Genomic DNA, 26,562 nt, shown 5'->3' with positions numbered 1-26,562 from the left:
ATGAAGAACTTCCTTCTTTCGCGCCTGTTGCAGGCCGGCATTGTCGCCATCGTGGTCGGAGCCGTGTGCTTCGCCCTGATGCGCGTGCTGCCCGGTGATGCGGCTATGCGTATCGCGGCCGGCCGTTACGGTCCCGATGCCCGCATCGCCGATGCGGCGGAAAGGGTCAGGCTCGAGCTCGGGCTGGACCGACCGATTGCGGCGCAATTCCTGGAGTGGATCGGCAGCCTGCTGCGGTTCGATCTTGGCCATTCGCTCGTCACGGGCCGAGCGGTTGCCCATGAACTGCAGGTGCAGCTCGGCGCTTCCGTCTGGTTGGCTGCGGCAGCGCTGCTTATCTCGCTTCTGATCGGCCCGCTCGTCGGGCTCTTCGCCGGCCTGAAACCCGGTGGTGCCGCCGACCGCTTCGGGCTTGCCGGGGCCGTCGTCTTCCGCGCCATCCCTCCCTTCGTGCTCGGACTGATCCTGATGCTGATCTTCTCCCGGCAATTCGGCTGGTTGCCGCCGGCAGGCTTCGGTTCACCACGCGAGATCCTGCTCCCGGCGCTGACCCTGGCGCTCGGGCTTGCAGCCATGTCGAGCCGCGTCACCCGCAATGCGGTGGCGGCCGTCGCACAGGCGCCCTACTTCGCCTTCGCCCGCTACAAGGGGCTTCCGGAGGCCGTGGTCGTACGGCGTCACGGGCTTCGCAACGCAGCCATCCCCGTCGTCTCCTACCTTGGCCTGCAGGCGATCTATCTGGTCGAGGGCGTCGTGGTGGTGGAATCGCTGTTTGCCTATCCCGGCATTGGTCACGCGCTGGTGCATGCCATAGTCGAGCGGGACGTCCCGATGGTCCAGGGGACGGCACTGGTGATGGGGCTGATGTTCGTCGCCATAAACGCGACCGTCGATCTTCTCACCTTGTGGCTCGACCCGCGGATGAGGAGAACGGCATGAGCACGATCGATCATATCTCCCATGCGCAATCGAAATCAGGCATCGGAGCCGCACGTTTGACCGGCGCCGGCCTTCTGGTTCTGCTCGGCGGTTTTGCGATAATCGGACCAGTGGTCATACCGGTGGATCCGTCGGCCCAGGATTTCGGCGCAAGCCTCGCCCCGGTCGGCGGCGACTACCTGCTGGGCACTGACCATTTTGGACGCAGCCTGCTCGCGCGGCTTGCCCACGGCGCACGCCTCTCATTCGGCATGGCCTTCCTGACCATGCTGGCGGCAGCCGCGCCTGGCGTTCTGCTGGGCCTGTTCGCGGCCTGGAGAGGCGGCTGGGTGGAGAAGGGGCTGGAACTGATGGCGACCGTCGTTTTGGCACTGCCCGGTCTCATGCTCGTCCTGCTCCTGCTCGCCTTTTCCCCCGGTGACTACGGTCCGCTCTTCCTCGGCCTGGCGCTAACCCTGTGGGTGGAGTTCTACCGCGTGACGAGGGCGACGACGAAGACGGTACTGTCCCAGCCGCATATCGAAGCGGCACGGATGCTGGGCTTCGGCTCGCGCTACATCCTCACGCACTATGTCTTGCCGGTCATCGGACCGATGATCGCGACACTTGCGGCCTTCGCCATGGCAACGGCGATCATCGCTGTATCGACGCTGAGCGCGATCAGCGTCGGCCTTCAGCCTCCCACGCCTGAGCTCGGCAGCATGATCGTTGAACTCCTGCCCTATTTTGCCGAGGCGCCGGTGCAGGTCTTGCTTCCTGCGGGACTGATTTTCCTGCTCGTCCTTGGCCTGCAGCTTCTGGCTCAAGGAGAGCGCGCATGAATATTCAGGTCATGAACGATCTCCTGGTCACCGACCTTTCGATCCACACGGCGAACGGGCCTATCGTCTCCAACGTCTCACTGTCGTTGGGCAAGGGACATCCCCTGACGCTTCTCGGGGAAAGCGGATCGGGAAAATCCCTGGTAGCCCAGGCGATCATGGGCAATCTGCCGCCGGGGCTGCATGCGACAGGACGCGTCTTGTTCAAAGGGTCGGATCTTCTCGCGGAAACAACCTCCGAACGCCGTTCCCGCTGGGGCCGCAGCATCGGCCTCCTGCCGCAGGAGCCCTGGCTGGCGCTTGATCCGACGATGCGGATTTTGCCTCAGGTGGCAGAAATCCATCGCCATGTGAAGGGCAAGGATGCTGCACCAAGTGCGGCTGCGGCGAAGGAAAATCTCCTGGAGGTTTCCCTGTCGCCTGCGGAGGCGCTTTACCCTTTCCAGATTTCTGGCGGCATGGGCCAGCGGGCGGCCATTGCCATGGCCCATGCGGCCGGCAGCGAACTGCTGATCGCCGACGAGCCGACCAAAGGCCTGGACTCGATGCTCAGGGACCAGGTGACGGCCGGTTTGCGCAAGGAAGGGGAGAGTGGACGCCTCCTCCTCACCATCACCCACGATGTCGCTGTTGCCCGGGCACTCGGCGGAACCATCGGCATCATGCTGAACGGTCGGCTCGTTGAGTCCGGCCCTGCCGAAGCAGTCCTCAAGGCGCCCCAGCATCTCTACACCAGGGCGTTGCTTTCATCGGAACCATCGCAGTGGGAGCGACAGGTGCCGGCGGCATCGGGTGAGACGGTTATCGCCGGGCGCGGCCTGAAAAAAAGCTACGGCAGCAAAACGCTCTTCTCCGGGCTTGATATCGAAATCGCGTCCGGTGAGATCGTCTCGATCTTCGGCCCAAGCGGATGCGGCAAGACGACGATCGGCAACATCCTTCTTGGCCTGAGCCCAGCCGACGCGGGCTTGGTCGAGCGACACGCGAGCCTCTCATCTCTGCGTTTCCAAAAGCTCTATCAGGACCCGCCTGCCGCCTTCGCGCCGCATCAGACGATCCGCAAAGGGGTAAGAGATCTGGTCAGCCTGCATGGCGAGACCTGGGCAAAGGTGGAGGAATTGCTGGCTCGGTTGCGGCTGTCGGAGAGCCTGCTCGATCGCCGGCCGGGTGAGATTTCAGGCGGCGAACTGCAGCGTTTCGCGCTGCTTCGGGCCCTCCTGCTCAATCCTGCCTTCCTCTTCGCGGACGAGGCGACCTCTCGCCTCGACCCGGTCAGCCAAAAGGAGGTCACCACGTTCCTGCAGGAGATTGCCGCCGAGGCGGGCCTCGCCATCCTGTTGGTCACTCACGATCGGGATATTGCCGAGACAATATCCACACGGGTCATCGACCTGGGAAACCGTGATGAAAAAGCCATCTGAGAAGCTCGGCTCCGGTGCCACCGGGTATCTCCTCGGGCGATCATCCAACGTTTTCTCAGCTCTTGCGCGGTTCCTCGGGAACGAGGCTTTCCAGGTTCATGCAAGCGCATCGCCGAGCCTTTTCATGGTTGGCAGGGTCACGGCCAAGTCGAGCATAGCGTCCATTTCTCAATGGAACGTATGGCCCGCCCTACTCGCAGCTACGATGTACAGGCTGCTTCAATATATTCGGTCTCGATACGCGCCGTGGCCAAGATGGCTATCAGCATGTTCAGAGCCTCAATAATCAACGCGGCTTCAACGAGCTATTGGCACAGCCGGACTTTCCGAGCGCCGATCGGCTGTCAGGCCATCTATACCCCTTCTCGCAACGTCGCGGGCTGCATGAAGATGCAGCCAATCCTATCATGCCTGCGCGGCACCGTCGGTTTGCTCGATTGATGGTCGTTGCGCAAAACAGCCCAGGCGATATGGGCAAACTTGTTTGCGAGTCAGGTAGAAATTCCAATTATACCGGCTGTGCAGTTTTTCCGAGCCAGTTCTCCGCTCGCTGGATTGACAAAGATCATCGCGGGCAGAAGCCGGCCTGATACGCTTGGGTTAGCAATCAACCAAGCCGCTTGGAGGAACCATCATGTCGTTCAAAACCGTACTTGCAGTCGTCGGTACCAAAGAGGCCGCATCGGACATCGGCAAGGCGATCGAGCTGAGTGCTGACCTCGATGCTCATCTCTCGATACTGGCGATTGGAACAGCTCTGCAACCGATCATGTCCGACTATGCTGTTGCGAGCGCCTGGGTTGAACAAAGGCAAGCTGAGATCAACGCCTTGCTTGAGGTTCGACAGAAAGCGGAGGACATGTGTCGGGCGAACGGAATTTCTTTCGACACCGACTATCTATATGATGATCGCTTCATCCTCGAAAACAATCTGAGTATGCGTGCTCTCTACGCCGATCTCGTCCTGCTTGGCGATGGCGCCCGCCATGATAGTGACATCAGGAAGGCGGTTGTCGCCGGCACCGTGTTCGACGCCCATGTCCCGCTTCTGTTGGCGCCGGCAAACGGGAAATCAAGCCTGAGGCCGAAGAATGTCCTTCTCGCCTGGAACTCGCGAGCCGAAGCGGCATGCGCCGCCAAGGAGGCATTGCATATGCTGGTTGAAGCCGATGCGGTGCATGTGGTGATCGTTGATCCAGATAGTTCTTATGTGAAGAACGGCGGAGAGCCGGGCGCTGACATTGCGATATTCCTTGCCCGGCACGGCGTCAAAGTCGTTGTCGAACAACTTGCGAGCGGCGAACGGAGCGTCGAAGACGTCCTTCGGCAACATGCGCTCGAAATCGGCTGCGACTTGATGGTCATGGGCGCTTATGGTCATTCGCGCCTTCGCGAGCGGATCTTCGGGGGCGTCACGACGTCGATCCTCGAGGACTGCGAATTTCCGGTGTTCTTCGCAAGGTAAATTTTGCAAACGAACCCCGGTTTTCACATAGGAGGAAAACCGGGGTGCGATATGCTCAGCTTCCGCGGGGCCAGGGTTGCTGTGCGAGATGCGGCTGAATTCGGACGACCTTGACGTGACGCAGTTCAAAATGCGGGTGATAGACCGCAAAACGGTGATCATTCCCGCATCAAGCCTGGGTCGCCCGGCCGGGACTGACGGTGTCAAGCAGCTCTCTTCCAGGTTGTTATGCTGACAATGATCAACGAAAGGACAATGTCATGAACGCAAGAATCATTCCGTATGATGCGAGGATACTTGTCGCAGATGCAAGAAAGGCCCTTCTGCTCCGCAATACCGGTACTGCCTTCAATCTGATACTCGAAGTGGAGCAAGTGATCGAGGCGCCGCACAATGCTCCAGCCCGCGAGCAGGGGACGGACAGGCCAGGGAGGGCCGCAATGGGCAGTCATCGCAGCAGCCTCAACCAGACCGATTTCCATGAATTGGAAGAGGGGCGGTTCGCGTCGAAGGTCGCCGAAAAGTTGGAGGCGATTTGCAAGGCAAACGACATTCACAAGCTCTTCATCATCGCTCCGCCGAAGGCTCTTGCCGATCTCCGGCGAGCCATGCCCGAGGCGGTCAAGAACCGAATCGTCGCGGAATATGACAAGGATCTCGTCAACCTTTCGCTGGGCGAGATCCAGAAACATCTGGCGGCCTGATCTTTAGACCACGACGACTGCGTGCGGACTATCTGGCCGCAGCTTCATGACATTGCGCAACGGCTTCCGCATCGGCTGAGACGAGAACGCGAATATTATTGGACACGACTGCGCCAGTTGCGGACGTCCTCCGACGTCACGCGAATATGGCCGGTCGGATCGAATTGTCTTCCGTCGAACTTGTCGCTGGCGATCCGGCAGAAAACCTCGATATGTTCCTGCAGTCTGAATTCATCGGCGCGCGGGGGATCGGCGATGGCCTCAAGCGCATTGTGGGTAACCACCACAACTTGGTCGCCGATCCCTGTATCCATCAACAGACGCCCCTCGTTTCCGGAGGATGTCAAAAATCCTGACTTCAGCTTCAGCGGCATGGTAACCTCCCTTTTGGGTTGAAAGGTCAGATTACGCGCATCAGCGGCGTCATCAGTGATCGAGATCAATCCGGGCACTATTTCGAATGCTCACGGATGGGATGCAGCTCCGCCTTCAGCACATGCACTGTGATCTTTTCGGGATATTCGGAAATCGGCGCCGCAGAGGAATGGCTGGCCCAAGGAAAAGCGTGATCATAATGTCATGCAGGTCTTCGGCACAAAGACAGTAGCCGATCTGGCCGGCAGGTTGGTTTTGATCGAGAATCTCCACTCTTGCGCCCATATCGGGATGCGGGATCCTGCGGAAGAACGATTTGAAATCGAGAAGAAAGATCTTCTTAACGCGATCGATCGCCGATCGCGTCGCCGGATCCAATGGTATGGTTGTCGGCTCTCGGCGACGATATGGGCGTGGCGGCTCTGGCCGCAATCGGCCCCTTGTGGTCTGAAGACGTCGAGCCATTTTCGTTTTCTCACGAAGTACGAGCCCCTTTGTCCGCCTGTTCGAGGAGAGCCAGCAACCCCTTCAGGATATCTGCCGGCGGCGGTGGGCAGCCGGGGATATGCAAGTCCACCGGCACGACCCTGGAAACCCCGCCGACCACCGCATAGCTGCCCGCGAAGCAACCGCCGTCGCGGGCGCAACTGCCGAGCGCCACGACCCATTTCGGGCCGGGCGTGGCGTTGTAGGTGCGTTCCAGCGCCTCGGCCATGTTTCGCGTCACCGGTCCCGTGACCATGAGCACATCGGCATGCCGCGGCGAGGCGACGAAGCGGATGCCGAAACGTTCGATGTCGTAGAAGACGTTGCTCAGCGCATGCATTTCCAGTTCGCAGCCGTTGCAGGAGCCTGCGTCGACGGCGCGGATCGACAGGCTGCGGCCGAGCCGACGGCGGGCCGTTCTGTCGATGGCCGCGGCAAGCTCCTGCATCGCCGCATAGGATCGTCGCGGGGCCGCTTCCGTGAGTGGCCGCCGGATGAGGCTTTCGAAAAGGAGCCTGCGCATGGCTGTCGTCCTCCGTCAGAGATCGTGGCCGGAATAGGAGCAGTTGAAGGATTTGTTGCAGAGCGGGAAATCGGCTACGATGTTCCCTTCGATGGCGGCTTCCAGCAACGGCCACTGGAACCAGGAAGGATCGCGCAGATGGCAGCGCTCCACCCGGTTGCCGGCAAGCCTGAGCCAGACAAGAATGTCGCCGCGGAAACCTTCCACCACGGCCATGCCTTCGCGCACCTCCCCATCGCCGGCCACGTTATGCCGTATGGGGCCGGGCGGCAGCTGGCCGAGTATCTGTTCGATGAGCGAGAGGCTTTGCTCGACTTCACGGATGCGGATCCAGACGCGCGCATTGACGTCTCCTTGATTGAGCACAGGCACATCGAAGCGAAGAGCATCGTAAGGCGGATAGGGCAGGGCCTGTCGGGCATCGAAAGCGCGGCCCGACGCACGCCCGACATACCCTCCCGCGCCATAGTGACGGGCCAGCTCCGGCACGAGGATGCCCGTGTCCACCATCCGGTCCTGCAGAGATGCGGTATTGTCGTAAAGCTCGACCAGCTCCGGAAACCTTCTGCGGATCTCGGCAAGCAGCGTAAGCAGGCCCGCCGCGCCTTCTTCATCGAGATCGGCGGCGACGCCACCCGGCACGATACGGTCGCGCATCAGGCGATGGCCGAAAGCGGCATCGGCGGCCCTCAGCACGCGCTCACGCAGCGCGCCGCAATGAGCAAGCATCAGCGAGAAGGCGGCATCGTTGCAGATGGCGCCGATATCGCCGAGATGGTTGGCGAGCCGTTCCAGTTCGGCCATCAGCGCCCGGAGCCAGACCGCGCGGGGCGGAATGTCGAGCCCGAGCGCCGCCTCGACCGCCCGCGCGAAGGCATAGGCATAGGCGACCGTGCTATCGCCGGAGGTCCGGCCGGCAAGCTCCGCCGCGCGGGCGGGATCGGCGCCCGCCATCAGGCCCTCGATACCCTTGTGGACGTAACCGAGGCGCTCTTCCAGGCGGACGACCGTCTCGCCGTTGGCCGTGAACCGGAAATGCCCTGGCTCGATGATTCCGGCATGCACCGGGCCGACCGGGATCCGGTGCAGGCTTTCGCCTTCCGCCGGCAGGAATTCGTAAGTTTTGGCCTTCGGAAGTGCGGCAGCCTTTTCACCCAGCGGGAAGCGCAGGTTCCAGCGGCCATGGTCGAGCCAGGGCCGGGTGTCGAGCAGACCCTGCGGTTCGAGGCCGGTCAGATCCCGGAGCGCCCGCTCGAGCCTCAGAGCTGGAAGATGGTGGCGGGCCACCGAAGGATAGCGGCCTTGCAGTCCTTCCAGACTGACGACGCCCGCCGTGCCGTCGATTTCGTCGAGCAGCGCCATATGCACGCAGGAGGCCTCTCCCCAGAGCCCGAGAAGGGTGCGGCGTCCGTCCGCGAGGCTTTCGGTTGCCGCCGTCCAACCCGTCGTGCCGGTGACGGCGCGCGGCCAGGGGCGATGGTGCTGGATCAGGCGGGCTTCCGGGGCGATATCGATCAGTACCGGCATGACGAACGGCCCTTCATCGAAGCAGGTTGGCGATGTGCTGGAACCAGGCGACTAGCGGCGGCGGCAGGTAGATGCCGGCGATCAGCACCAGCAGGAGATGGGAATACATCGGCAGGTAGGAGGCCTCGGCCGGCTGCCGGCTGCCGCGCGGCTGGCCGAAGGCGACGCCCGTCAGCCGCAGCAGCAAGGCCCCGAACGCGACCAGCAGCCCGAAGACCAAAGGCACGGCGAGCAGGGGCTGCCTTGCGAAGGTGGAGCTGACGAGCAGGAACTCGCTCATGAAGACGCCCATGGGCGGCAGGCCGGCGATCGCCGCGACGCCGATCACCAGGCCCCAGCCGAGCGCCGGATGGGTTTCGGTGAGGCCGCGGATCGCCGAGAGCCGCTGGGTTCCCTTGATCTGGGCGATATGGCCGACGGCGAAGAAGATCGCCGACTTGGTCAGCGAATGCATGACCATGTGCAGCAGCCCGGCGAAATTGGCGAGCGGGCCGCCGAGGCCGAAGGCGAAGACGATGATGCCCATATGCTCGATCGAGGAGTAGGCGAACATGCGCTTGATGTCGCGCCGCCGATAGAGCATGAAGGCCGCGAAGATCAGCGAGGTGAGCCCCATCGTCATCATCAGAGGTCCGGGGCTGATCGCCTCCGGATTGGCGGCGAGCAGGATCTTGAAGCGCAGCACGGCATAAAGCGCGACATTCAAGAGCAGCCCGGACAGCACGGCGGAAATCGGCGTCGGCCCTTCCGCATGCGCATCCGGCAGCCAGGCGTGCAGCGGCGCGAGGCCGACCTTGGTGCCGTAACCGAGCAGCAGGAAGATGAAGGCGACGTTGAGCAGCGCGGGGTCGAAGGCCGCGGCCCGCTCGACGAGAAGGGTCCAGACCATGGCGTCATAACCTTCGCCGATCACCGGCTGCGCCGCGAGATAGATGAGAATGGTCCCGAATAGCGCGAAAGCGATGCCGACGCTTCCCAGAATGAAATATTTCCAGGCCGCTTCCAGCGCCTCGTGGGTGCGGTAGATGCCGACCATCAGTACGGTCGTCAGCGTCGCCAGTTCCACCGCTACCCACATCAGGCCTATATTGTTCGAGACGAACGCGAGGTTCATGCCGAACATCATGACCTGGTACATGGCATGGTAGAAACGCAGGTTCGCCGGCGTCAGCCGGCCGGTTTCCAGCTCGTGCGCGATGTAGCTGGCGCTGAACAGGCTGGTGGTGAAGCCGACGAAGGTGTTGAGGACGATGAAGACGATGTTGAGGTCGTCGATGAGCAGGTATTGTCCCGGAGCCGGCCGCTCGGTCACGAAGAGGGAAAGGGCGGCGGCAAAGGTCAGCAGGCTTGCCGCCACGTTGATGCGTGCCGTCGCCTTGTAGCCGGGCATGAGGGCGAGTAGCGCCGCCGCGGCAATCGGGATCGCCAGCACGGCCGCGAACGCATCGAAGGCGATGAGGGAGGATGCATTCATTTCCGCCGCCTTCCCCTGACGTCGTCGAGCGCCCTGACGTCGACCGTGTCGAACCGTTCGCGGATGCGGAACAGGAAGACGCCGATGACGATGAAGGCGATCAGGATCGAGAAGGCGACGCTGATCTCCACCACCAGCGGCATGCCCTTGGCGCCCGCCGCGGCAAGCACCAGCCCGTTTTCCAGCGACATGAAACCGACCACCTGGCTGACGGCGTTGCGCCGCGTCACCATGATCAGCAGGCCGAGCAGCAGGACGGAGAGCGCGAAGGCGAGGTCCTCGCGGGTCAGCGGGTCGGCTTCGGGCGTCACCCGCAGCATCACCACGATCGACAGCGCCACGAGGCCGATGCCGGCCAGCATGGTGGCACCGATGCCGACCACCGTCTCGATCTCCCGGTGGATGCCGAGTTTGCGGATCATGTGGTGGAGTGCGACCGGGATGACGACGACCTTGAAAACGAGGGCGATCGCCGCCGTGACGTAGAGATGCGGGGCGCCCTGGATGAAGGCCTGCCAGGCGACCGAAAGGGTGAGCAGCAGCGAATGCAGCGCGAACACGTTGAGTAGCGCATAGAGCCGGTCCTGGTAGAGCATCATCATGCTGACCAGGACGAGGCCGCCGGCGAGCATGTGGGCGATGTCGAAATAGACCGGTCCCTGCATCAGAAGCTCCTCGATACGAATCTCAGCAACGTGGCGAGCAGGCCGAGCATCAGCGCCGCGCCGAGGAACTGCGGCACCCGGAAGACCCGCATCTTGGCCGTCGCCGTCTCGAACAGGGCGAGCAACGCGCCGCCGACGATCAGCTTGACGAGGTAAGAGGCGAAGCCTGCGAAGTAGGCCGCGTATCCGGCGTCCGGCCCGTTGAGGTTCCATGGCACGAAGATGCAGACGATCATCGAGAGATAGAGCAGCAGCTTCAGCATGGCAGCGAGCTCGATCATCGCCAGATGCCGGCCGGAATATTCAAGCACCATGGCCTCGTGCACCATGGTGAGCTCCAGATGGGTCGCCGGGTTATCGATCGGGATACGGGCGTTTTCGGCGATCGCGACCATGATAATAGCGATCAGCGCCACGGCCAGCGAAACGCGCAATCCCACCTGCGGGTACGTCATGAAGGCGGCGATCGTCGAAAGCTGGGTGGAGCCGGCGATGAGCGCCAGCGCGAAGATGATCAGCAGCATCGCCGGTTCGGCAAGCGTGGCGATCAGCATCTCGCGGCTTGCCCCAATCCCGCCAAAACTGGTGCCGACATCCATGCCCGCGAGTGCCAGGAAGAAACGGGCGCTGCCAAGCAAGCCGATGATGGCGATCAGATCGACCGTCCAGCTGAAGATGAGGCCTGTCGCGAAGGTGGGGATGACCGCAGCGGCAACCCAAGTCGCGGCGAAGATCAGGTAGGGCGCCACGCGGAACAGCCAGGAGGCGTTTTCCGCCACCACCGCTTCCTTGCGCAGGAGCCTCGCCAGGTCGCGATAGGGCTGGAAAACCGAGGCGCCCCGTCGGCGCAGGAGCCGCGCCTTCACCTTTCGGACGAAGCCGGTCAGGAGCGGCGCAAGCGCCACGATGAGTGCCATTTGGACGCTCTGGACGAGAAGATGGTGGATCAGGACCATAGCGCCAGCACCAGAAGCAGGAGGACGAGCGCGAGGAAGACGAGGCTCAGATAGCGCCGGATGGTCAGGAACTGCAGATGGTTGAGCTTTTCGGCCACAAAGCCCACCGCGCCGGCGACCGGCAGGTAGAGGCCTTCCCAGACGAGATCGTGGAATTCCAGTTCGAAACGCGCAGAGGTCAGCGCACCGGGCGGCGGCATGTCGACCCGCTCGCGGGCGCGGAAAACCAGCGTTCCGAAGACGCGCCGGACCGGCTGGGCGAAGCTGCTGGCCGTATATTGCATCGTGGCGTCGATCCCAGGGAAGCCGCAGTCCCAGGCTGGCGCCCGGCGGAGCGCCCGCGAGGCGAAACGGTGGATGGCCGTGGCGGAGAGCCAGGCCGAGAGCCCGATGAACAGGAACACGAGCAGGCCGTTATAGGAACTGCGGCTCTCTGCTACCGGCACGATCGACAGCCATGGCACGTCCGTCTGCACCGGCATCCGGCCGCCGACGAGAAGCTGGGTGACGGGTGATAGAGCGTCGATGACAATCCCGGGCAGGATGCCGGCGAGCAGGCAGAGCGCCGCCAGGATCGCCATGGCAGCTAGCGAAAAACGATCCGCCTCGGATGCGCCGGCCGACGCCTCGGTTCTTGGCTGGCCGAGGAAGGCGATGCCGAAGGCGCGCACGAAACAGGCGGCGGCCAGCGCCGCCGACAGGGCCAGCAAGCCGCCGACGGCCGGCACGAGGATGGTCAGCGCCCATTGGGGCAGGTCGGGACTTTGCAGGATCGCCTGGAAGACCAGCCATTCCGATGCGAAGCCGTTGAAGGGCGGCAGCGCCGAAATCGCGACGCAGGCGATCAGAAAGGCAAAGGCGGTGACCGGCATGCGGTGGATCAGGCCGCCGAGTTTTTCCAGGTCGCGCTCGCCCGTCTGGGTCAGGACGGCACCGGCGCCGAAGAACAGCAGGCTCTTGAAGAAGGAGTGGTTGAGCACATGGAAGAGCGCGGCTGTCATGGCAAGCGCCGCCGCCAGTTCCATGCCGGCGTCCTTGAACGCCAGCGCCAATCCCAGGCCGACGAAGACGACGCCGATATTCTCGATCGTGCTGTAGGCGAGCATGCGCTTGAGGTCACGCTCCATCAGGGCATGCAGGATGCCGAGAACCGCGGTGCCGCCGCCGATCAGCAGGAAGACGAGGCTCGACCACCAGGCCGGTGTACCGACGAGGTCGAAGATGACACGGATGACGCCGTAGACGGCGACCTTGGTCATGACGCCGCTCATCAGGGCCGAAACGTGGCTGGGCGCGGCCGGATGCGCCAGCGGCAGCCAGACATGCAGCGGCACAAGGCCGGCTTTCGAGCCGGCGCCGAGCATCAGCAGGACGAGGACCAGCCCGGTCGTGAACGGGGTGTGCTGCGCAGCCCGCATGGCGGCGAAGCCATAGGCGCCGTCAGGCCCGGCCAGGAGGCCGAAGGCGAGCAGCAGGGCGAGCGTGCCGAAGCTCGCCATGACGATGTAGATATAACCCGCCCGGCGGTTTCCGGCATCGCGGTGATGCGCCATCACCAGCGCCCAGGAGGTCAGCGACATGAACTCCCAGGAAAAAAGGAAGGTGAATGCGTCGTCGGAGAGGATCACCAGGTTCATGCCGGCGAGGAAGGCCGGGAAGAAGGGCAGGACCCTGTGGGGCGCATGCTCGTGGCGTCCGTAACCGAGGCCGTAGAGGCTGGCGAAGGCGCCGCCCAGATTGACGACGACGAGAAAGAAGGCGGCCAGCGGATCGAGCCTGAAATGTGCCCCGAGCCAGGGCAGGCCGAAGGGGAGCACGAGCGCGGGACTATCGGCCGCGGGTGACGAGAGCTGCACGAGGCTTGCCGAAAAGGCGATGGCCGAAATGCCAAGGCTCAGGCCGTAGATTGCCGGCGTGGCGAGGCTGGACCGGGCGATGAAGCCGGCGAGCACCACCGTGGCCAGCAGCGCGGCGACGCAGGAAAGCATCAACGCCACCGACGTCATGGGCGCCTCCTCGCTCCATGCGCAGGTTCGGGCGATCCCGGCCTGTCGTTTCCGGAAGGTTCTGTTGCGGCCTTCAGCCGAACACCCCGTCCGCCGTTTTCGCTGACCGCCCCCTCGCCGATCAACTCGATCCCGGCAATATCGAGCGCGGCCAGCAGCCGCATGAGGGAATCGACATTCCCCCGCACCACGTCGGTGCTTGCTTCCATGCGCTGGATCGTCGGCACCGAAACACCCGCCAGATCGGCCAGTTCGCGTTGGTCGATTCCGAGAAGGGCTCTGGCAGCCCGCATCTGAGCAGCAGTAATCACGACGCAACTATCGCTTCTACTACGTAGGCTTTTACCTCATGTTTAAAATGTGCCTATTGATGCATCAAAGCAATATTCCGATGTGAAAAGAGTCGAAAGTTCGGGTCCATACTTACGCTCCACTTGGCGACACAGCGGCAGCATGGATCTGCCGACGGCAGTCGCGGGGGGGGCTGCGGAGATCATGGCAGGTCGCCCGCCGGTAATCGCCGTGATGCAGGCGATTGCCACCGAAGCGAAGAGCCCGACTTTGGGATTTATCCAGCCGGACTTTTCGCCGCCGCCGGGGTTAGTTTGCGCGGTGCCGGCTGTGTGCCTATGGTCGCGTCCAAGCTATTTGGCAGGCCTGGCCATCACTCGTCAATTAATCGGAATCCATCTGCTTCTTGGGTGCCAGGATCGAAATGAGCTTCCAGCCGAGCAGCAGAGCGGCAAGAACAGATAGGATCAGCCAAGTCACATTGCCGAGGAGGTCCGCGACCATCTGGACGCTTTTGCTGAACGCAAGTCCGAGTCCCATATAGCCGGCAACCCAAACCGCCTCGCCAAAAATACCCCAAGTTGAGAATCTGATCCACGAATAGCCGTTCATTCCTGCAAACACGTTGATCCAAGGACCAAGGGGGCTGAGCAACCACCGGCTCAGGAATATGCCTGCATCTCCCCATCGATTTTCAAACTTCTCGGCTCCCTGAAGCGCTTTCTTCAGCCATGTCGTCTTTTCCGCGGTCTCGAACAACCGGGTTGAGGCCATGCGGCCCAAGAGATATCCGCCCTGATCACCTACGGCAGCGCCGGCAAGTCCAGCCGTGAAGAAAGGCAGAAACGTCAACTCCCCTTGCTCGATGAAGGACCCGATAGCGAGCATGATGAGCGAGGTGGGGAAGGGCACTCCGAAGCAATTCACCATGAGAATCAGGAACAGGGCGACAGCGCCTTGTTCATTGACGAGGATGACCAGCTGCTCCGCCATTCTATTGCCCTGTGCGACCGTCGCCGGCTTCAGAAACGCGTTTGCGATCAGCGGCGATGGCTGCTTCGAGAGCCTTTCGTACCTCTTCGAATGATTTGCCTTGCTGGGCGGCGACTTCGCTCAACGGACGCCGGTCGCGGATACCGACCAGAAGCCCCAGCGCCGTCTGAAGAACGACCGGGGAGATCCCATAAGAATGGGCTACATAACCGAGTGGCATCCATTCTTCGATCGGCTCGTTTTGGTGGGCCGACCAATAGATCGTACGGACGACCAGACGAACCGCAAGCACGCCGGAAACGGTTGCCGCCAGCAGGAAAGCCGCAAGCAAGGCCACGAAGAGTTTCCGGTCGCGAGGAGCCTTCATCAATATCGCCCAATCGGCTTGCGGTGCGTCAGTTGAAACCGCGCAGGCGCTATCGACTTTTCATCCCTTAGCTGGGGCGCCCGGTCAAGTTACGCATACGCCGTTCAGAACCAGCGGTCGCGGCGATGTTCCCAGGGGCTGACATACCCATCCTTGTCCGCATCGGCAGCCTTGTGGCGAGCTTGTGCAGCGTCCATGAACTCAACTTTGCTGACGGCGCCGTTCTTGTCCGGATCCATCTCGGCGAAGCGGGTTTCCCGTCTCGCCTGCATTGCAGACTGGCGCTGCTGGTTCCAACCCCACTGGGGGCCCATTCGCACGGCAAGATATTCTTCCTTGGTGATCTGGCCGTCGTCATCGGCATCCATCGCGATGAAGACGTCGTCTGCCGTTGCGGCCGCCTCGTCATCGCTGATCTTGCCGTCATCGTTCTGATCAATGATCATGCCACGGCCGAAGCCGGGAAACCGGCCACCGGATCCATCCATCATGCCTGGGCCCATGTGCCAGCCGTTCCATTGTGCAAGGGCACCGCTAGCGGCAAAGACTGCAAACGCGGTAACGGATACGCGGATGACGTTCTGAACGTTCATGTGCTTTCTCCTTTTCCTGGTAGGCTTCCGGAAGAAGAGAGCATCCGTACGATCACCACATTGATGTTGATCAACCAACGGGAAGTGTGCCCGTCTGTGCGTGTTCTTTGTTTGCGATTGATCTCAATCAGGGAGAAAGCGGCTATGCTTCGCTATCGGTTCCCCGATCACGCAAATGGGGAGACTTGCTGTGAACAAGATGCTTTCCGCCCTTATCTCGATTGCCGCAATCGCCTGGCCGTTCTGGGCCCCGGTGCGTACATGCAGGAACGGGCTTGCCGCCAATCGATTCTAAAGGCGTTCTTTCTCCCGGGAACAGCCGCGCCGCAAAGATCTTGCTCAATCCCTGCAGAATTTTTCGTAGAGGATTGCCATGATCTCCATAACCGCCGGGTCGGCGATGAAATAATAAAGTGTGCGGTGGTCCCGGCGGAAATCCACGATGCCCTCCTTCTTCAACTTGGCGAGATGCTGTGACATGGACGTCTGCGGTATGCCGGTCGCTTCTATGATCGACGACACATTGCGTTCTCCATCGGCAAGTTGGCACAAAATGAGCAACCGGTGCGAGTTTGCCAGCCCGCTGAGGAATTCAGCAGCATCATCCGCCTTTTCGGCGATTGCCTCGGCAATTTTCATGGAAGCCTCTTTACATTTCATTTTTTCTTCATATTATAAAAACATGAATTATATATTCAGTCAAACGACATCGTTTGCCTGAACATCATTCAAATGTAGGGCCAGCTCGGCCCAAGCGGAAGAACGCGGGACGTAAGCTCGGTTGAGCGGCATCAAGGCGGCCGACGGTCACGTATCCGAAACTTGAACAAGAACATCGAAGCGGGACAGTGATCGCTGTCACGGCGATGGTGTGCGTCTGCCGTCTGGAAGATGCCGCAGAAAACGAGAGGAAAGAAAATGACACTTGATCGATCGGTTCTCGCCTTTGCAGGCCTCATGGTGCTCGTGTCCGTCGCCCTGACCTACTGGGTGTCGGCCTATTTCGTCTGGCTGACGGTATTCGTCGGAGCCAACCTGCTGCAGTCGGCCTTCACCGGCGTCTGCCCCGCCGCCATCGTCTTCCGCAAGCTCGGTATCCGCCCCGGCACGGCATTCTGAGGCTTCAATCATGCGACTGTTGTCCATCGCTGCTACCCTGCTGCTCGCTGGTGCTGCAAATGCCGAGACCGTTAAGCTCAAGCCTGTAACCGTCACCGAGTGGAAGGCGGTCTACGGCACGATCGAGGCACGTAATATTGTCCCGGCCCGTGCCCGCTTGGGCGGCACGGTCACGCAGCTCAGCGCGACTGAAGGAGATATCGTCAAGGCAGGACAGAAGATCGCAATGGTCGAAGACGAAAAGCTGGGCTTCCAGATTGCGGCCCTTGATGCCCAGATCGGCGCGCTGCGATCCCAACTCACGGCAGCTCAGGCCGATCTGGCACGCGGCGAGGCCCTCGTGGAGCGTGGCATCGTCACCCAGCAGCGGCTTGATGAGCTTCGCTCGCAGGCTGGCGTCCTGCAGAATCAGATCACCGCAACCGAGGCCCAGCGTTCCGTTGTCATTCAACAGCAGTCGGAAGGAGAGGTGGACGCACCCGCGGACGGGAAAGTTCTGATCGTGCCGCTGACCCGAGGAGCAGTCATCTTGGCCGGCGAGCCGGTCGCCACGATCGGAGGCGGCGGGCTGTTCCTTCGCCTGTCCATCCCGGAGCGCCACGCAAGCGCGCTCAGTCAGGAAGCCGAAATCAGGATCAATATCGACGGGCGGCAGATCGCCGGAAAACTTGTAAAGATCTATCCGCAGATCGAGAACGGACGGGTCACTGCAGATGTCGAAGCCGGCGAGCTCAATACCGCCTTCGTCAATGCGCGCGTTCTTGTGCAGGTTCCGGTCGGAGAGCGGCAGGCCCTGCTCGTGCCGGCAAATGCAGTCGTCACCCGCAACGGCGTCGATTTCGTCTCCGTGCATGAAGATGGTGAGACCGTTGAGCGCGCCGTCGTTTCCAGCGAGACGATAGGTCGGCCTGACGGCACCTATCGTGAAATTCTGACCGGACTTGCCCCCGGCGACGAGGTCGTCCTGCCATGACGCCGGAACCCCATCGTTACGGCATAGCCGGACGCCTGACCGGCGCATTCATCCGTTCCCCGCTGACGCCTCTCGTCCTGTTGGCCGCGCTCGCTTTCGGGTTGATCGCTCTTGTGACGCTGCCCCGCGAGGAGGAACCTCAGATTTCCGTTCCGATGGTCGACATTCATGTCCAGGCGAACGGTCTCAAGGCGGAGGATGCGGTCAAGCTGATCGCCGAGCCCTTGGAAACGATCGTGAAGGGGATCGATTCAGTCGAGCATGTCTATTCGCAGATCCAGGACGACCAGGTCCTCGTTACGGCACGCTTCCTGGTCGGTACCTCGGCCGATACGGCGGTACTGCGTGTCCACGACAAGATCCAGGCCAATATAGATCGCATTCCGGTCGGCATCCCGGCACCGCTCGTGGTCGGCCGCGGCATCGATGACGTCGCGATCCTGTCCTTCACGCTTTCGCCGGCTGCGGACGCCGCCGGCCGCATCACGCCCAACGATCTGACGCGTGTCGCAAGGGAAGTCCGCACGGAATTGTCCAAGGTCGAAAATGTCGGCCTGACCTATCTGGTCGGTGAGGCGGATGAGACGATCCGCATCGCACCCGATCCGCAAAAGCTCGCCCTTTACGGCGTCACACTGCAGCAGCTTGCCCAGAAGGTGTCCGGCGCCAACCAGGCCTTTCCGGCAGGGACGCTGCGCGACAAGGGCGAACAGATCGGGCTCGTTGCGGGCGAGACCCTGGCGACACCTGCGCAGATCGGCAACCTGTTGGTCACAACCCGCGACAACCGGCCAGTCTATGTCCGCGATGTGGCCGATATCGGGCTGGCGTCGGATTCGAACGAAAGCTTGGCGTTCCGTCTTGTCCGTGACGACGCGAACCTGAAACGCCTTCCGGCCGTCACCGTCGCTATCGCCAAACGCGCCGGCTCCAATGCCGTCGACGTGGCGGACGCCCTCATCTCGCGGATCGAGGCCCTCAAGGGATCGCTGATCCCCGGGAACATGACGGTCAGCGTCACCCGCGACTACGGGGAGACCGCGAACGAAAAGGCCAACGAACTCTTGCTGCATCTCGGGCTGGCAACGGTATCGATCATCGCTCTTGTTGGCCTTGCCATCGGCTGGCGGGAGGCTGCGGTGGTCGCGATCGTCATCCCGATCACCATTCTCCTGACGTTGTTCGCCTCGCAACTGATGGGATACACGCTCAATCGCGTCTCCCTCTTCGCCCTTATCTTTTCGATCGGCATCCTGGTCGACGACGCCATCGTGGTAATCGAGAACATTTCGCGGCACTGGGCTATGTCGGACGGGCGCAGCCGCCATCAGGCGGCTATCGAGGCGGTCGCCGAAGTCGGCAATCCGACGATCGTTGCGACGCTGACGGTCGTCGCAGCCCTTCTCCCGATGCTGTTCGTTTCGGGCATGATGGGTCCGTATATGAGTCCGATCCCGGCGAATGCATCCGCCGCCATGATCTTCTCCTTCTTCGTTGCGGTGGTCGTGACGCCCTGGCTGATGGTGAAATTCGCCGGCCGGCCGAACGCGCATGACAGCAACAGTCATGCGCAGGGAGGCGTGGTCGGTCGGGTCTATTCGGCGATAGCCCGCCCAATCCTCGCCTCCAAGAGGCGAAGCTGGATTTTCCTTCTCGTTATCGGCGCCCTCACGCTCGGTTCGCTTTCGCTGTTTTACACGGAAGACGTGACCGTCAAGCTGCTGCCCTTCGACAACAAGTCGGAGCTTTCCGTCGTGATCGACCTGCCGGAGGGGTCTTCCGTCGAGGCGACGGATGCCGTGGCGCAAGCCGTGGCGCGGGCGGCGATGGAGTTCCCGGAAGTGCATTCCGCCGGAACTTATGCCGGAACCGCGGCGCCCTTCAACTTCAACGGTCTCGTCCGGCATTACTACCTGCGCGCCGGCAGCCAGCAGGGAGAAGTTACGCTCGAACTGCTTCCGAAATCGGAACGGCCGCGCACCAGTCATGATCTCGCCGTCGCGTTCCGCCAACGGCTGGCCGGGATCGCGGTGCCCGCCGGCACGAGCCTGAAGGTTGTCGAACCGCCGCCGGGGCCGCCCGTAATCTCAACTCTGCTGGCGGAAATCTACGGCCCGGACGGCTCGACCCGGCGGCAGACGGCCGCCAGGGTGGAAGAGGCGTTCCGCGCCGTTCCGTTCATCGTCGATGTCGACAATTCCTACGGGGAGCCGGCGCGGCGCCTGAGGGCGACCATTTCGACCGACGATGCAGAGTTCTTCCACGTCGAGGAGGCCGACGTGCTGGATACGCTTTCTATCCTCAACGGCGGCAGGACGGTCGGCTATTCCCATCGTGGCGGCGGCAGGCCGCCCATCCCGATCCGGCTGGAATTGCCCAAGAGCAGGCGGGTCATGGACGAGCGCTTCCTGACGACGCCCATTCCGGCGAACGTGCTGCCGGGAGAAAGAGGCGTGGTGGAACTCGGCGATGTCGTCAAGCTCGAGGAAGAGAAAGCGTCCTATCCGGTCTTCCGGCACAACGGCCGCGCCGCCGAGATGGTGACGGCAGAGCTGGCCGGGGCCTATGAGGCGCCTCTTTACGGCATGATCGCCGTCCAGCGGGCCATCGATGCCCAGGACTGGGCCGGCTTGACGAAACCGGCCATCGCGCTGCACGGCCAGCCCTTGGACGAATCCGCGTCTACCCTTTTGTGGGACGGCGAATGGGAGGTGACCTGGGTGACCTTCCGCGACATGGGGGTGGCCTTCGGCGTGGCGTTGCTGGGCATCTACATTCTCGTCGTCGCCCAGTTCGGGTCGTTCAGGCTGCCGCTGGTCATCCTGACGCCCATCCCGCTGACCTTCATCGGCATCCTGTTCGGGCACTGGCTCTTCGGCGCGCCGTTTTCGGCGACCTCGATGATCGGCTTCATCGCGCTTGCGGGCATTATCGTGCGCAACTCGATCCTGCTCGTCGACTTCATTCGCCACAGTGTGCCGTCGGGAAGGCCGTTGACGGAGATCCTGATCGAGGCGGGAGCGATTCGCTCCAAGCCGATCCTGCTCACCGCGCTCGCGGCGATGATCGGCGCCGCCGTGATCCTGACGGATCCGATCTTCCAGGGACTGGCGATTTCGCTACTCTTCGGGCTCGCTTCATCGACCCTGCTGACGGTGCTCGTTATTCCGGCAATCTATCGAGTGCTCAGGACCTGAGGGCGGTATGAGCGCCGGAACAGTTCAGCCTGGATTTTGCGGGAGCATCCTGCCGTCCGGGACGACAAGGCCCGCCGGCCAGGCGGCGATTTCGGCACTGGAGAGCCTCTCCTTCAACGTTAGCGTTTGGCACCTGTTTACCAAGCATCTTCGTAGATCCTGGTGGCATCAGACAGCGACACCGTGCGCGGATTGTTGACCAGCAGGCGGGTCTGTTCCATCGCATCTTCCGCAAGCAGAGGAAGCCCGTCCTTTAGAATTCCGACATCCCTCAGGCGGACGGGCAGGTTCAGGCGCACAGGCAGCATCGTCAATCCTTCGATAAAACCGGAAAGCCGTTCTGTCTGGCGAGCAGCCTCAAGGTGCGGAAAAAGGCAAGGCGCCAACTCGGCATAGGCGTCACCACAGACGGTCGCGTTGAAACGTACGACATGCGGCAGGACCAGACTGTTGGAAAGGCCGTGCGGAACGTGATAGCGGCCACCGATCGGATAGGCGAGCGCATGGACGGCAGCGACCGGTGAATTGGCAAAGGCCTGGCCGGCCAGCATTGCCCCGAGCAGCATTGCCTGTCTGGCGGCTAGGTCGGTTCCGTTCTGGACGGCGATCTCGATATTTGCCCCGAGCAGCCGAAGAGCCTCTTTGGCGAGGGCTCGGGAAACCGGATTGTTGTTTGCACTTGCGGAGGTGAAAGCCTCGATGGCGTGGACCATTGCGTCGATCCCCGTTGCAGCGGTCACGGCGGGAGGAAGGCCGATTGTCAAGTTTGCGTCAAGAAGGGCCGCATCCGGTAACAGGACCGGCGATACGACGCCCTTTTTCTGGTATGCGCCTGTGGTGACGATGGAAATCGGTGTGACTTCTGATCCGGTGCCTGCCGTTGTCGGCACGAGCGCCAGCGGCAGGCGCTGCCCGGTTACGTTGCCAACCCCGTAGATATTGCCGAGCGCTTCGCCGCTTTTGGCCAGAAGGGCCGCGAGCTTCGCGACATCGAGCGACGAGCCGCCGCCGATGCCCAGTACACCGGTTGCGCCAAACTCGATCGCCTGCGCCACAGCCGCGTGAATGACGGCTTCCGGCGGATCAGCGACAACGCCGGTAAAGATCGATGTTTCAGCCCCGCCGTCCGCAAGGCTTGCCAGGACCGGTTGAACAAGTCCTGTCCTGACGACCCCTTCGTCCGAAATCACCAGAACACGCGACCCGAGCCGGGTCTTCAGCTCCGAAAGCCTTGCGATGCAGCCCGGTCCTGCAATTATCTGTGGGACGGTTGCGAATGTGAATGTGGACATCGTACCAGCCTCTCACTGATGCCACTTGATCAGTGGCTGATAGTGATGCGGCTGACGCATGACAACAAGATCCTTTCGCCGGACGATATTCGTCGGATAGGGCGTATCGAGATTGGTGGTATCGACGGTTGCCGAGGCAAAGCCTTCCTCGTCGAGAATCACCGATTCCTGACGCGGAAAGGCAAAGGAATCCGGCCCGAACACCGCGCTCTTGCCCAGGTATCCCCGCGCCGCATCCAACACATTGGCGAAGGCGAAATAGACGTTGTTCTCGCCGCCACGCACGCGCAACGCATGCCAGTGAAAGGGGTCGGCACCCTTGGGGATCGGATAGTTGTGCGGGATTTTCGTGCCGGCGTGGCTGCCGGTGAAAGTGCCGGCGATCGCCGAGGGGCAGGCGACCAAATCGCATCCCATGAGCGAGAGCGAACGGATGGCTTCCGGATAGAGCGCGTCGTGGCCAATCGCCAAACCCACTCGGCCGATGGCAAGGTCGTAAACTTTCCATTCGTCGCCGGCCGTCGCCCAGCGATCGGCAATGCCAAGATGCGTCTTGCGGTAGCTGCCCACAAGTCCCTCGGGTCCTGCAAGGACCGCGCTGTTATAGACCTTGTCTCCGTCCGCCTCGGCAAACCCGGCGACGAGATGGAAGCCAAGCTTCATTGCCAGGCGAACGAAGGCGGATATCGTCGGGCCTGAGAGCGGCTCCGCCCGGGTCTGGGGGGCCTCAAGTCCGGTCAGCGACAGTTCCGGGAAAACCAGAATGTCCGGCGCTGTCGTCGCCTTCGCCTCGGCTGCCAGTTTGGTGATGCGGGCAATATTGTCTGCGATGACGGAGGACGGGGCGAACTGGGCAACGGCGGCGCGCGATGCGCGTCCGCGCGGGATGGGCTGGTAGCCGTAGAGACGGAAGTAGTCGCCCGGATTCCAGGTGAAACTGTTGGTCATCATGTTCATGTAGAGCTCGGGCCGGCGGGACTTGAATACGGGCTCGAACAAGACCTCGCGGCGGCGGGCGCGGGCAAGATCGACCTTGCCATAGGCAATCCCGTCGCCTGTATCGATTGACGCGGCAACCGTTCCATCGGGCTCGATCAGGCAGCTCCCCCCGGAAAACTGCACGGTTCTCTCCAATCCCCACCGGTTGCTTTCGATCACGTAGCAGGCGTTTTCGAAGGCCCGGTTGATCCAGTAGGGTGCCGGAGTGCGCTCCTGCAACCAGTTGGAAATGTGGCAAATGACGTCGGCGCCCGCCAGCGCTTCCAGTCTCGCCGTCTCGAAGAAGTGCAGATCCATGCAGACCAGCATCGAGATCCGGCCGATCTCCGTTTCGAAAACCTCATGCACGATATCGCCATTGGCGGCCCATTTCGGCTCGGCGATATAGGGATGCGACTTGCGGTGTCGACCAACGACACCCTCGGGCCCGATCAGAACGGCGGTGTTGTAATAGAGATCGCTCGCCGGATCGACTTCCGGCATGCCGACGACGATATAGCAGCGGTGTCTGCTGGCAATGGCCTGGAAAACATCGGTAGTCGGTCCGGGGATAGCCTCGACGAACGGTTTGACCTCCGCCCTGTCAAACCAGCAATAGCCGGTTGTGCCCATTTCGGGAGTGACGATCAGACGAGCGCCCGCCTCCGCCGCTTCCTCGCAAAGGGCTGTCAGCTGGCTGATATTGCGCGCCTTTTCGAACATGGTCGGTTCGAACTGGATGGTGGCGGCGGTGTAGCTCTGTGTCGATGTCATGGTTGTTCCCATTGTCTCTATTGAAGGATATCCGTTTCAGACAGCCATATGCCGTTGAACAAGCGCGTCGGAGAGCGTGTCGATGGCACCGGCCGCAACCACGCCTCCCTTCTCCAGCATTGCGAACTGGTGAGACGCGTGCCGCGCAAATGCGACGTTTTGCTCGACGAGGATGATCGTCATGCCGATCTCGCGATTGAGCCGGATGATGATCTTTTCAATCTCCTCGACGATGGAGGGCTGGATGCCTTCGTTGGGTTCATCGAGAAGCAGCACTTTCGGATCCGCGGCCAGCGCGCGGGCGATGGCAAGCTGTTGCTGCTGGCCGCCCGAAAGTACGCCGCCCGGTCGATCAAGGTTGGCCATCAGGTAGGGAAAAAGTTCCGGTACCAGCGCGGGAATTTCACGTTTGCGATCGCTACGCGCAAAGGCGCCCATCAGGATGTTCTCGCGGATGGTAAAATCGGGAATGATCTCCCTGCCCTGGGGGACATAGGCGATACCGGCCCGGGCCCTCATATGTGTCGGGGAGGAGGCGATGTCTTTTCCCTGCAGATGCATCTCGCCCGTCATGCGGTCGGTTAATGCCATCAAGGTTTTCAACAGGGTCGTCTTGCCGGTGCCGTTGCGGCCGAGAATGCTCGTCACCTTGCCGGTCGGAACGCCGAGTGTGACGCCGTGCAGGATATGGCTGCGGCCGTAATAGCTGTGTACGTCTTTCAATGACAGCATCACGATATTCCTTTAGAACCGAGATAGGCTTCACGGACTTTCGGATTGCGCTCGATATCCTCGACGCTTCCTTCGGCCAGAACTTCTCCCAGATGGAGAACGGTGATGCGTTCGGCGATTTCACGCACGAACCCCATGTCGTGTTCGACGACGAGGATCGTATGGCGACCCTTGAGATTGTTGATGATCTCTGCGGTCTTGCGGGTTTCCGCCTGGGTCATGCCAGCCGTCGGCTCGTCCAGCAGAACCACCTTGGGGTCCTGCACGATGAGCATGCCCAGCTCCAGCCATTGCGTCTGGCCATGACTGAGATAGGCGGCCGTCACCTCCTGCTCTGCTTCGAGGCCAGTGAGAGTAAGCACGTCATCGACGCGGTCCGCTTCCGCGCGCGAAAATCCGAATCGAAGGTTGGCGAGCACCGATGGATTGCGGCAGTTGGCCACCTCCAAATTCTGTCGCACGGTAAGATCGCGAAAAATGCTGGGGATCTGGAATTTCCGGCCAATTCCGGCGCGGGCGATTCTGTGTTCGGGCCAGTTGGTGATGTCTGTGTCGTAGACGAAGACCTTGCCTTGCGTGCTGCGCGTCTTGCCGCTGACCAGATCCATCAGGGTCGTCTTGCCGGCGCCGTTCGCGCCGAGCAGTACCCGAAGCTCGCCGTCGAAGACGGTGATGCTGACATTGTTCACGGCGCGAAACCCGCCGAAATTGACGCCGAGACCGTCGATGGTCAATGCGATGGCGCTCATGTCACAATACCTCGCTTTGTTGCGGCAAGGCCGGGAAGGGTTGACCGGGTTTTGGTTTGCGGACGAACCACCGCACCACGTCATGCGCGGCGCCGCCAAGTCCGCGCGGCATGAACAGGACGACCAGCACGAAGATCAGGCCGATGATCGCCTTCCACGCCTCGACAAGCGCTTCGGTCTCGCTGACTTCGGCCTCGATTATATTGATCAGGATGGCGCCGACGCAGGCGCCGAGCAGGGAGGAGCGACCGCCGACGGCAGCCCAGACAACCATCGTCACCGAGAAGGACAGATCCATGAACGTCGGAGAAGCAAACTCCGCGACGACCACGTAGAGCATGCCGGCAACGCCGGCGATCCCTGCCGAAATGACAAAGAAGAACACCTGGTAGAGCGAGACGTCGAAGCCGAGATAGCGGGCGCGGACATGATCGTCGCGGATCGCTTGCAGGATCATACCCGCACGGGTTTCCACGATAAGACGGGCGCCGATGAGTGTCAGCGACAGGCATGCGGCGCACAGATAATAGGTCGCCCGGCTGTAGGGGTCGAATTCGATGCCGCCGATCGTCAGCCAGCCAAGATCCGTCAGGCCGTTGAAGCCGTTTGTCACCGGTTGCGCATCGACCATGACGAGACGAACGAGCAGAACAAGCGCCAGCGTGATGATCGAGACGAACACGCCGGAAATGCGCTTGCGGAAAACCAGCATGCCGAGTGCGCCGGCAATCACCACGGGAAGCACGAGACCGAGCACCAGACCCACCGACTGGCTTTGAAAGGGAAGCCAGAGGAAGGAGCCCTTGTTGATGCAGCAAAGTTCCGTCGGCGCGCCGGGCTCGGCATTCCAGAGCATGAAATCCGGAACCGGCTTGTCGGAGCCCTGTTGGAGACTGGTCGGGCTCGACAGCTTCAGCGACATGGCAAGCATGTAAGCGCCCACGCCGAAAAACAGCCCCTGGCCGAGATTGAGAATGCCCGCATAGCCCCATGTGAGCGCGATGGCGACGCCGAGCATCCCGTAGACAAGATATTTCGAAATGCGGTTCAGCCAGAATTCGTCCCCGAAAACGGGCGCTGCAAAGATCAGCGAGATAAAGATCACGTAGGCGGCGATCTGGAATTTTCGTTCGATGCTCATG

25 protein-coding genes are annotated in these 26,562 nt (G+C 61.8%); 8 read left to right on the top strand and 17 right to left on the bottom strand.

The window, feature by feature from the left end; translation table 11 throughout:
* The 5 genes from ABCW43_RS26510 (at nucleotide 1) to ABCW43_RS26490 (ending at nucleotide 5,350) form a co-directional block, all read left to right on the top strand.
* The gene (locus ABCW43_RS26510) at nucleotides 1-939 is read left to right on the top strand and encodes an ABC transporter permease (RefSeq protein WP_345930082.1); all 939 of its coding nucleotides are present in this window, start codon (nucleotides 1-3) and stop codon (nucleotides 937-939) included.
* Entirely contained in the window at nucleotides 936-1,760 is an 825-nt protein-coding gene (locus ABCW43_RS26505; protein ID WP_345930080.1) for an ABC transporter permease, read from the top strand. The genes ABCW43_RS26510 and ABCW43_RS26505 overlap by 4 nt, the downstream gene beginning before the upstream one ends.
* Nucleotides 1,757-3,181 carry an ABC transporter ATP-binding protein gene (locus ABCW43_RS26500; protein ID WP_345930078.1) on the top strand — a complete coding sequence of 475 codons (1,425 nt, stop codon included), beginning with the start codon at nucleotides 1,757-1,759 and terminating at the stop codon, nucleotides 3,179-3,181. Before ABCW43_RS26505 ends, ABCW43_RS26500 begins: the two co-directional genes overlap by 4 nt.
* Before the next feature lie 634 nt (nucleotides 3,182-3,815).
* A complete protein-coding gene (locus tag ABCW43_RS26495) occupies nucleotides 3,816-4,646 on the top strand; it encodes a universal stress protein (protein ID WP_345930076.1) in 831 nt (276 codons plus the stop codon).
* A 260-nt stretch (nucleotides 4,647-4,906) separates the two neighbouring features.
* On the top strand, nucleotides 4,907-5,350 hold the full coding sequence (locus ABCW43_RS26490) for a baeRF12 domain-containing protein (RefSeq protein WP_345930074.1): 444 nt from the start codon (nucleotides 4,907-4,909) through the stop codon (nucleotides 5,348-5,350).
* Nucleotides 5,351-5,445: 95 nt separating this feature from the next.
* Here the strand turns inward: ABCW43_RS26490 and ABCW43_RS26485 are convergent, their stop codons facing one another.
* The 12 genes from ABCW43_RS26485 to ABCW43_RS26430 all read right to left on the bottom strand — a co-directional run bounded on the left by ABCW43_RS26485 (nucleotide 5,446) and on the right by ABCW43_RS26430 (nucleotide 16,245).
* The gene (locus tag ABCW43_RS26485; protein ID WP_345930072.1) at nucleotides 5,446-5,724 is read right to left on the bottom strand and encodes a hypothetical protein; all 279 of its coding nucleotides are present in this window, start codon (nucleotides 5,722-5,724) and stop codon (nucleotides 5,446-5,448) included.
* A 476-nt stretch (nucleotides 5,725-6,200) separates the two neighbouring features.
* On the bottom strand, nucleotides 6,201-6,734 hold the full coding sequence (locus ABCW43_RS26480) for an NADH-quinone oxidoreductase subunit B family protein (RefSeq protein ID WP_345930070.1): 534 nt from the start codon (nucleotides 6,732-6,734) through the stop codon (nucleotides 6,201-6,203).
* A 15-nt stretch (nucleotides 6,735-6,749) separates the two neighbouring features.
* Complete coding sequence (locus ABCW43_RS26475) at nucleotides 6,750-8,261, bottom strand: hydrogenase large subunit (RefSeq protein ID WP_345930068.1); 1,512 nt, start codon at nucleotides 8,259-8,261, stop codon at nucleotides 6,750-6,752.
* Nucleotides 8,262-8,274: 13 nt separating this feature from the next.
* Nucleotides 8,275-9,735 (bottom strand): hydrogenase 4 subunit F, encoded by a 1,461-nt coding sequence (locus ABCW43_RS26470; RefSeq protein ID WP_345930066.1) that lies wholly within the window; start codon nucleotides 9,733-9,735, stop codon nucleotides 8,275-8,277.
* Nucleotides 9,732-10,400 (bottom strand): hydrogenase-4 component E, encoded by a 669-nt coding sequence (locus ABCW43_RS26465; RefSeq protein WP_345930064.1) that lies wholly within the window; start codon nucleotides 10,398-10,400, stop codon nucleotides 9,732-9,734. Before ABCW43_RS26465 ends, ABCW43_RS26470 begins: the two co-directional genes overlap by 4 nt.
* A complete protein-coding gene (locus tag ABCW43_RS26460; RefSeq protein ID WP_345930062.1) occupies nucleotides 10,400-11,356 on the bottom strand; it encodes a respiratory chain complex I subunit 1 family protein in 957 nt (318 codons plus the stop codon). Before ABCW43_RS26460 ends, ABCW43_RS26465 begins: the two co-directional genes overlap by 1 nt.
* Nucleotides 11,347-13,362, bottom strand: coding sequence for a hydrogenase 4 subunit B (gene hyfB, locus ABCW43_RS26455; RefSeq protein WP_345930060.1), 2,016 nt, complete (start codon nucleotides 13,360-13,362; stop codon nucleotides 11,347-11,349). The genes ABCW43_RS26460 and hyfB overlap by 10 nt, the downstream gene beginning before the upstream one ends.
* Nucleotides 13,359-13,673: a helix-turn-helix domain-containing protein gene (locus tag ABCW43_RS26450; RefSeq protein ID WP_345930058.1), complete on the bottom strand. Its 315-nt coding sequence runs from the start codon at nucleotides 13,671-13,673 to the stop codon at nucleotides 13,359-13,361. Before ABCW43_RS26450 ends, hyfB begins: the two co-directional genes overlap by 4 nt.
* A 364-nt stretch (nucleotides 13,674-14,037) precedes the next feature.
* Nucleotides 14,038-14,646 (bottom strand): DedA family protein, encoded by a 609-nt coding sequence (locus ABCW43_RS26445; protein ID WP_345930056.1) that lies wholly within the window; start codon nucleotides 14,644-14,646, stop codon nucleotides 14,038-14,040.
* 1 nt (nucleotide 14,647) lies between these two features.
* The gene (locus ABCW43_RS26440) at nucleotides 14,648-15,013 is read right to left on the bottom strand and encodes a hypothetical protein (protein WP_345930054.1); all 366 of its coding nucleotides are present in this window, start codon (nucleotides 15,011-15,013) and stop codon (nucleotides 14,648-14,650) included.
* Nucleotides 15,014-15,117: 104 nt separating this feature from the next.
* Nucleotides 15,118-15,606, bottom strand: a complete 489-nt coding sequence (locus ABCW43_RS26435; protein ID WP_345930052.1) for an EF-hand domain-containing protein — start codon at nucleotides 15,604-15,606, stop codon at nucleotides 15,118-15,120.
* A gap of 339 nt (nucleotides 15,607-15,945) precedes the next feature.
* Nucleotides 15,946-16,245 carry an ArsR/SmtB family transcription factor gene (locus ABCW43_RS26430; protein ID WP_345930050.1) on the bottom strand — a complete coding sequence of 100 codons (300 nt, stop codon included), beginning with the start codon at nucleotides 16,243-16,245 and terminating at the stop codon, nucleotides 15,946-15,948.
* Nucleotides 16,246-16,524: 279 nt separating this feature from the next.
* Here ABCW43_RS26430 and ABCW43_RS26425 point away from each other — a divergent pair, with 279 nt between their 5' ends.
* The 3 genes from ABCW43_RS26425 to ABCW43_RS26415 are packed head-to-tail and all read left to right on the top strand — an operon-like array spanning nucleotide 16,525 to nucleotide 20,895.
* Nucleotides 16,525-16,725 (top strand): YgaP family membrane protein, encoded by a 201-nt coding sequence (locus ABCW43_RS26425; protein WP_345930048.1) that lies wholly within the window; start codon nucleotides 16,525-16,527, stop codon nucleotides 16,723-16,725.
* Between the two features lie 10 nt (nucleotides 16,726-16,735).
* Nucleotides 16,736-17,698 (top strand): efflux RND transporter periplasmic adaptor subunit, encoded by a 963-nt coding sequence (locus ABCW43_RS26420; RefSeq protein WP_345930046.1) that lies wholly within the window; start codon nucleotides 16,736-16,738, stop codon nucleotides 17,696-17,698.
* Nucleotides 17,695-20,895, top strand: a complete 3,201-nt coding sequence (locus tag ABCW43_RS26415; protein WP_345930044.1) for an efflux RND transporter permease subunit — start codon at nucleotides 17,695-17,697, stop codon at nucleotides 20,893-20,895. The genes ABCW43_RS26420 and ABCW43_RS26415 overlap by 4 nt, the downstream gene beginning before the upstream one ends.
* Nucleotides 20,896-21,032: 137 nt before the next feature.
* Here ABCW43_RS26415 and ABCW43_RS26410 read toward each other — a convergent pair whose 3' ends face one another.
* Genes ABCW43_RS26410 through urtC form a run of 5 tightly spaced genes read right to left on the bottom strand, consistent with a single transcriptional unit; the run spans nucleotide 21,033 to nucleotide 26,561 of the window.
* Nucleotides 21,033-22,187, bottom strand: coding sequence for an iron-containing alcohol dehydrogenase (locus ABCW43_RS26410; protein ID WP_345930042.1), 1,155 nt, complete (start codon nucleotides 22,185-22,187; stop codon nucleotides 21,033-21,035).
* A 12-nt stretch (nucleotides 22,188-22,199) separates the two neighbouring features.
* Complete coding sequence (locus ABCW43_RS26405; protein WP_345930040.1) at nucleotides 22,200-23,951, bottom strand: nitrilase-related carbon-nitrogen hydrolase; 1,752 nt, start codon at nucleotides 23,949-23,951, stop codon at nucleotides 22,200-22,202.
* Between the two features lie 24 nt (nucleotides 23,952-23,975).
* Complete coding sequence (gene urtE, locus ABCW43_RS26400) at nucleotides 23,976-24,671, bottom strand: urea ABC transporter ATP-binding subunit UrtE (RefSeq protein ID WP_345930039.1); 696 nt, start codon at nucleotides 24,669-24,671, stop codon at nucleotides 23,976-23,978.
* Nucleotides 24,671-25,420, bottom strand: coding sequence for an urea ABC transporter ATP-binding protein UrtD (gene urtD / locus ABCW43_RS26395; RefSeq protein WP_345930037.1), 750 nt, complete (start codon nucleotides 25,418-25,420; stop codon nucleotides 24,671-24,673). Before urtD ends, urtE begins: the two co-directional genes overlap by 1 nt.
* 1 nt (nucleotide 25,421) lies before the next feature.
* Entirely contained in the window at nucleotides 25,422-26,561 is a 1,140-nt protein-coding gene (urtC, locus tag ABCW43_RS26390) for an urea ABC transporter permease subunit UrtC (protein WP_345930035.1), read from the bottom strand.
* Between the last annotated feature and the right edge of the window lies 1 nt (nucleotide 26,562).

The organism is Neorhizobium tunisiense, from assembly GCF_039631515.1.
In the GTDB taxonomy this organism is placed as follows: Bacteria; Pseudomonadota; Alphaproteobacteria; order Rhizobiales; family Rhizobiaceae; genus Neorhizobium.
This window is presented reverse-complemented; position numbering and strand designations above follow the sequence as displayed.

Excerpts from the sequence above, each read along its gene's own strand:
- ABCW43_RS26510 (WP_345930082.1), top strand. The coding sequence starts at position 1 with ATGAAGAACTTCCTTCTTTCGCGCCTGTTGCAGGCCGGCATTGTCGCC.
- ABCW43_RS26505 (WP_345930080.1), top strand. The coding sequence starts at position 936 with ATGAGCACGATCGATCATATCTCCCATGCGCAATCGAAATCAGGCATC.
- ABCW43_RS26500 (WP_345930078.1), top strand. The coding sequence starts at position 1,757 with ATGAATATTCAGGTCATGAACGATCTCCTGGTCACCGACCTTTCGATC.
- ABCW43_RS26495 (WP_345930076.1), top strand. The coding sequence starts at position 3,816 with ATGTCGTTCAAAACCGTACTTGCAGTCGTCGGTACCAAAGAGGCCGCA.
- ABCW43_RS26490 (WP_345930074.1), top strand. The coding sequence starts at position 4,907 with ATGAACGCAAGAATCATTCCGTATGATGCGAGGATACTTGTCGCAGAT.
- ABCW43_RS26485 (WP_345930072.1), bottom strand. The coding sequence starts at position 5,724 with ATGCCGCTGAAGCTGAAGTCAGGATTTTTGACATCCTCCGGAAACGAG.
- ABCW43_RS26480 (WP_345930070.1), bottom strand. The coding sequence starts at position 6,734 with ATGCGCAGGCTCCTTTTCGAAAGCCTCATCCGGCGGCCACTCACGGAA.
- ABCW43_RS26475 (WP_345930068.1), bottom strand. The coding sequence starts at position 8,261 with ATGCCGGTACTGATCGATATCGCCCCGGAAGCCCGCCTGATCCAGCAC.
- ABCW43_RS26470 (WP_345930066.1), bottom strand. The coding sequence starts at position 9,735 with ATGAATGCATCCTCCCTCATCGCCTTCGATGCGTTCGCGGCCGTGCTG.
- ABCW43_RS26465 (WP_345930064.1), bottom strand. The coding sequence starts at position 10,400 with ATGCAGGGACCGGTCTATTTCGACATCGCCCACATGCTCGCCGGCGGC.
- ABCW43_RS26460 (WP_345930062.1), bottom strand. The coding sequence starts at position 11,356 with ATGGTCCTGATCCACCATCTTCTCGTCCAGAGCGTCCAAATGGCACTC.
- hyfB (WP_345930060.1), bottom strand. The coding sequence starts at position 13,362 with ATGACGTCGGTGGCGTTGATGCTTTCCTGCGTCGCCGCGCTGCTGGCC.
- ABCW43_RS26445 (WP_345930056.1), bottom strand. The coding sequence starts at position 14,646 with ATGGCGGAGCAGCTGGTCATCCTCGTCAATGAACAAGGCGCTGTCGCC.
- ABCW43_RS26440 (WP_345930054.1), bottom strand. The coding sequence starts at position 15,013 with ATGAAGGCTCCTCGCGACCGGAAACTCTTCGTGGCCTTGCTTGCGGCT.
- ABCW43_RS26435 (WP_345930052.1), bottom strand. The coding sequence starts at position 15,606 with ATGAACGTTCAGAACGTCATCCGCGTATCCGTTACCGCGTTTGCAGTC.
- ABCW43_RS26430 (WP_345930050.1), bottom strand. The coding sequence starts at position 16,245 with ATGAAAATTGCCGAGGCAATCGCCGAAAAGGCGGATGATGCTGCTGAA.
- ABCW43_RS26425 (WP_345930048.1), top strand. The coding sequence starts at position 16,525 with ATGACACTTGATCGATCGGTTCTCGCCTTTGCAGGCCTCATGGTGCTC.
- ABCW43_RS26420 (WP_345930046.1), top strand. The coding sequence starts at position 16,736 with ATGCGACTGTTGTCCATCGCTGCTACCCTGCTGCTCGCTGGTGCTGCA.
- ABCW43_RS26415 (WP_345930044.1), top strand. The coding sequence starts at position 17,695 with ATGACGCCGGAACCCCATCGTTACGGCATAGCCGGACGCCTGACCGGC.
- ABCW43_RS26410 (WP_345930042.1), bottom strand. The coding sequence starts at position 22,187 with ATGTCCACATTCACATTCGCAACCGTCCCACAGATAATTGCAGGACCG.
- ABCW43_RS26405 (WP_345930040.1), bottom strand. The coding sequence starts at position 23,951 with ATGGGAACAACCATGACATCGACACAGAGCTACACCGCCGCCACCATC.
- urtE (WP_345930039.1), bottom strand. The coding sequence starts at position 24,671 with ATGCTGTCATTGAAAGACGTACACAGCTATTACGGCCGCAGCCATATC.
- urtD (WP_345930037.1), bottom strand. The coding sequence starts at position 25,420 with ATGAGCGCCATCGCATTGACCATCGACGGTCTCGGCGTCAATTTCGGC.
- urtC (WP_345930035.1), bottom strand. The coding sequence starts at position 26,561 with ATGAGCATCGAACGAAAATTCCAGATCGCCGCCTACGTGATCTTTATC.